The organism is Microbacterium sp. (assembly GCF_039812165.1).
Lineage (GTDB): Bacteria > Actinomycetota > Actinomycetes > Actinomycetales > Microbacteriaceae > Microbacterium.
Window position 1 is genome coordinate 1 of sequence record NZ_JBDIAB010000224.1, and the last position, 4,202, is coordinate 4,202.

Annotated in this window: 4 protein-coding genes and 1 tRNA gene; 4 read left to right on the forward strand and 1 reads right to left on the reverse strand. The window is 70.3% G+C overall.

Annotated features, from left to right (window positions below; translation table 11 throughout):
• Positions 1-35 precede the first annotated feature (35 nt).
• Positions 36-119 (reverse strand) — tRNA-Leu (locus WML84_RS13245).
• Positions 120-314: 195 nt separating this feature from the next.
• Here WML84_RS13245 and WML84_RS13250 point away from each other — a divergent pair.
• Genes WML84_RS13250 through WML84_RS13265 form a run of 4 tightly spaced genes read left to right on the forward strand, consistent with a single transcriptional unit; the run spans position 315 to position 4,201 of the window.
• A complete protein-coding gene (locus WML84_RS13250; protein ID WP_347346611.1) occupies positions 315-1,046 on the forward strand; it encodes a DUF3662 and FHA domain-containing protein in 732 nt (243 codons plus the stop codon).
• Positions 1,043-1,573 (forward strand): FHA domain-containing protein, encoded by a 531-nt coding sequence (locus WML84_RS13255; RefSeq protein WP_347346612.1) that lies wholly within the window; start codon positions 1,043-1,045, stop codon positions 1,571-1,573. Before WML84_RS13250 ends, WML84_RS13255 begins: the two co-directional genes overlap by 4 nt.
• 7 nt (positions 1,574-1,580) lie before the next feature.
• Entirely contained in the window at positions 1,581-2,819 is a 1,239-nt protein-coding gene (locus WML84_RS13260; protein ID WP_347346613.1) for a PP2C family serine/threonine-protein phosphatase, read from the forward strand.
• Positions 2,816-4,201, forward strand: a complete 1,386-nt coding sequence (locus WML84_RS13265; RefSeq protein WP_347346614.1) for an FtsW/RodA/SpoVE family cell cycle protein — start codon at positions 2,816-2,818, stop codon at positions 4,199-4,201. The genes WML84_RS13260 and WML84_RS13265 overlap by 4 nt, the downstream gene beginning before the upstream one ends.
• Position 4,202: the final 1 nt, after the last annotated feature.

Genomic DNA, 4,202 nt, shown 5'->3' on the forward strand with positions numbered 1-4,202 from the left:
GAGAACGGGCCCCGTTCGGGACCCGTTCTCATCTGTGCGCGAGGGGGGAGTTGAACCCCCACGCCCTTTCGGGCACTGGCACCTGAAGCCAGCGCGTCTGCCTATTCCGCCACTCGCGCGAATCCGCGTCTCCGCGAACTCAACCTCCCGAGGATATCACGCCGCCGGCGCCGCCCCGGAATCGAGTGGAACCGGCCCGCGTCGCAGAGAGAGCCACACAAACACAGGGAGAAAAAGGCCCGGAAACGACGCGTCACCACCTTCAGCCGATCGAACTACGATGTACCCACTGATCACCCGGCCGGAGGAGCTCCGTGGGACTACTTGACAGCTTCGAGAAGGGACTCGAGCGCGCCGTGAACGGCGCGTTCGCGAAGACCTTCCGCAGCGGCGTCCAGCCGGTCGAGATCGCGTCGGCGCTGCGCAGCGAGCTCGACACGAAGTCGGCCGTGGTGAGCCGCGACCGCATCCTCGCTCCGAACACCTTCGTCGTGCGGCTCGCTCCCGCCGACGAGGAGCGCATGCGCGCCCTCGGCGGCACGCTCGACGACGAGCTGCTCGCCCTCGTCGACAAGCACGCCCGATCCCAGGGCTACAGCTTCGCCGGACCCGTCACGGTCTCGCTGACCCCCGACGACCAGCTCACGACCGGCACGCTGCGGGTCGACTCGCGCACGGCGGCGGGCGAGGTCGCGTGGCGCGGCGTCGTCGAGATCGACGGTCAGCGGCATCCGCTCGTCAAGAGCCGCACCGTGATCGGTCGCGGCAGCGACGCCGACATCACGATCCCCGATGCCGGGACCAGCCGCCGCCACGTCGAGATCCTCTGGGACGGCGAGCGCGCGATGGTCCGCGACCTCAAGTCGACCAACGGCACGCAGCTGAACGGCCGCAAGGTGAGCGAGGCCGCGCTCGAGCCCGGCGCGGTCATCACGATCGGCCAGACGCGCATCACGTTCCGGGTCGTCGCGCAGGCGGTGCCGCCGCGTCCGTCGCGCTCCGCGTCGGACGCCACGCGACTGTTCGACGCGGGAGGGGCGCTGTGAGCGAGCTGACCCTCCTGCTGCTGCGCATCGGGTTCCTGATCCTGCTGTGGTTCTTCGTCTTCGCGATCGTCTACTCGCTGCGTGCCGACCTGTTCGGGGTGAAGGTGCGCAAGCTCCCGCAGCCGGCCGCCCCGGCCGGGGGTCCCGCGCCGTCGCCCTCCTCCCCCACCGTCCCGGTCGCGCCGGCCGCGCCGCGCGCGAAGGCCCCGAAGGGTCCGCAGAAGGCCACGACCGACACCGTCTCGCGCATCGTCATCACGAGCGGCCCGAAGGCGGGGCTAGAGCTGGCGCTCGGCAACGAGACGCTCACGATCGGCCGTTCCAGCGAGTCGGGCCTGGTCATCCGCGACGACTACACGTCGAGCCACCACGCGCGGCTCGTGCTGTGGGGGCAGCAGTGGATGCTGCAGGACCTCGACTCGACGAACGGCACGTGGCACGACGGCGAGCGCGTCTCCACGCCCGTCCCCATCATCGTCGGCGCCCCGATCAAGGTCGGCGCCACGACCTTCGAGCTGCGGTCGTAGAAGCCAGATGGTCTTCCAGGGCTCGAGCACCGCGATCTCCCACACCGGGAAGGTGCGCTCCAACAACCAGGACTCCGGCTATTGCGGGTCGACGCTGTTCCTGGTCGCCGACGGCATGGGCGGGCACGCCGGCGGCGACGTCGCGTCGAGCCTCGCCGTGCACCGTCTGCAGGAGCTCGACCACCCCTCGACGTCCACCGGCGAGGCCGAGTACGAGCTGCGCACCGCGATCGCCGAGACGGCCGCGGCCCTGATCGAGACGGTGCAGCTGCGGCCGGAGCTGGCCGGCATGGGCACCACCGTGAGCGCCCTGAAGATGGTCGACGGCTACGCGGTGATCGCCCACATCGGCGACTCCCGCGTGTACCTGTACCGCGACGGCGCACTCACCCAGATCACGACCGACCACACCTTCGTGCAGCGGCTCGTCGACGCGGGCCGCATCACCCCCGAGGAGGCGCGGTTCCACCCGCGGCGCTCGGTGCTCATGCGCGTGCTGGGCGACATGGACGCCCACCCCGAGATCGACACGTTCGTCATGCCGACGCAGGACGGCGACCGGTGGCTGCTGTGCTCCGACGGGCTGTGCGGCGTCATCGACGACGCCCACACCGCCAAGACGCTCGGCAACGGCTGGGCGCCCGGCCGCACCGCCGACAGCCTGCTGAAGCAGGCCTTGGATGCCGGTGCCCCCGACAACGTGACCGTCGTGCTGGTCGACGTGGGCGGACAGCATCCGATGTTCAGCGGCACGCCCACGATCGTCGGCTCGGCGTCGAACCCGCAGGGCCTCGAGGTGCCGACGTCGCGTCCCGGACGCGGCGGCTGGCTGCACCCGAACCGGCAGGCCGCGAACGAGCCCACCCACTTCGAGCCCGCCGCGGAGTTCCTCGAGGAGCTCATCGAGGAGGACCGCCGCCGCGAGCGCCGCCGCCGGGTGCTCTGGATCGTCGGCTTCGCCGCGATCGTCATCGCCCTCGTGGTCGCCGCGTTCAGCGCGTACGCGTGGACGCAGACGCGCTACTTCGTGGGCGCCGACGACGACACCGTGGTGATCTATCGCGGCATCCAGCAGAGCATCGGGCCGATCTCGCTGTCGTCGGTGCACGAGGACACCGGCATCGCCCTGGCCGACCTCCCGACCTACCAGCGGGTCGCCGTCGAGGGCACCATCTCGGCGCGGTCCCTGAACGATGCCGAGGGCATCGTGGACAACCTGCGCACGACCGCGGAGCGACGACGATGACCGCCGAACGGATCGACACCGACACCACCGTCGTGCGGGCGCTGCGCAAGCTGCGGACGCCGCAGACCCAGCGCAACCGTGAGCTGTGGCTGTCGCTGTTCGCGTTCGTCGTCAACGGCGCCGCCGTCGCGCTCGTGCAGCTCGGGGCGACCGGCGGCATCGACTTCACGTTCCTGATCTACTGCGGCGTGCTCACGGCGCTCGTGCTCGCACTGCACGTCGTGCTGCGGCTGCGGGCGAAGAACGCCGACTCGTTCGTCGTTCCGATCGCCACCGTCCTGACCGGCCTCGGCATCGCGATGATCTATCGCATCGACCTGTGGCTGGGCGACGCCGGGTGGGATGCCGTATCGACCCGCCAGCTCGCGTGGGCGGCGATCGGCATGGCCGGAGCGGTCGCGATCGTGCTGTTCCTGCGCAACTACCGCGTGCTGTTCCGCTACACCTACCTCTTCGGGCTCACCGGCCTCGTGCTGCTGCTGCTGCCCTTCGTGCCGGGCCTCGGCACCGACGCCAACGCCGACGTGTGGGTCTCGATCGGCGGGATCTTCGCGTTCCAGCCGGGCGAGCTCGCCAAGATCGCGCTGGCGATCTTCTTCGCCGGCTACCTCGTGCGCACGCGCGAGTCGCTCGCCTCGGTGGGCACGCGCTTCCTCGGCATGACCTGGCCGCGCGCACGCGAGCTCGGCCCCGTCCTCGTGGTGTGGGTGCTCTCGCTCGGCATCATCGTGCTGCAGCGTGATCTCGGCACCGGCATCCTGCTGTTCGGCATGTTCGTCGCGATGCTCTACGTCGCCACCGGCAAGACGAGCTGGGCCGTGATCGGCGTCGTCCTGGTCGTGGCCGGCGCGGCCATCGCCTCGCAGGTGCTCACGTACGTCGGCTGGCGCTTCCAGAACTGGCTCGACGCGTTCAACCCCGAGGTCATCGACCGCGTCGGCGGCAGCCGTCAGCTCGTCGACGGCATCTTCGGGCTCAGCCAGGGCGGTCTCATCGGCACCGGGCTGGGACAGGGACGCCCGTACCTGACGCCGCTGTCGCAGAGCGACTACATCTTCCCGAGCCTCGGCGAGGAGCTGGGCCTGATCGGCGTGTTCGCGATCCTGTGCCTGTACATGGTGTTCGTCAGCCGCGGCATCCGCATCGGCCTGACCGGTCAGGACGACTTCGGCAAGCTCCTCGCGACGGGCCTCGCGTTCACGATCGCGCTGCAGGTGTTCATCATGGTCGGCGGCGTGACGCGCATCATCCCGCTCACCGGCCTCACGACGCCGTTCCTGGCGGCGGGCGGCTCGTCGCTCGTGGCGAACTGGCTCATCGTGGCGCTGCTCCTGCGCATCTCGGATGCCGTCCGCTCGCAGCCCCGGGTGGTGATCGGATGAC

Bases quoted from the DNA above. Each gene is read 5' to 3' on its own strand.
- WML84_RS13260 (WP_347346613.1), top strand. From the start codon at position 1,581: ATGGTCTTCCAGGGCTCGAGCACCGCGATCTCCCACACCGGGAAGGTG.
- WML84_RS13265 (WP_347346614.1), top strand. From the start codon at position 2,816: ATGACCGCCGAACGGATCGACACCGACACCACCGTCGTGCGGGCGCTG.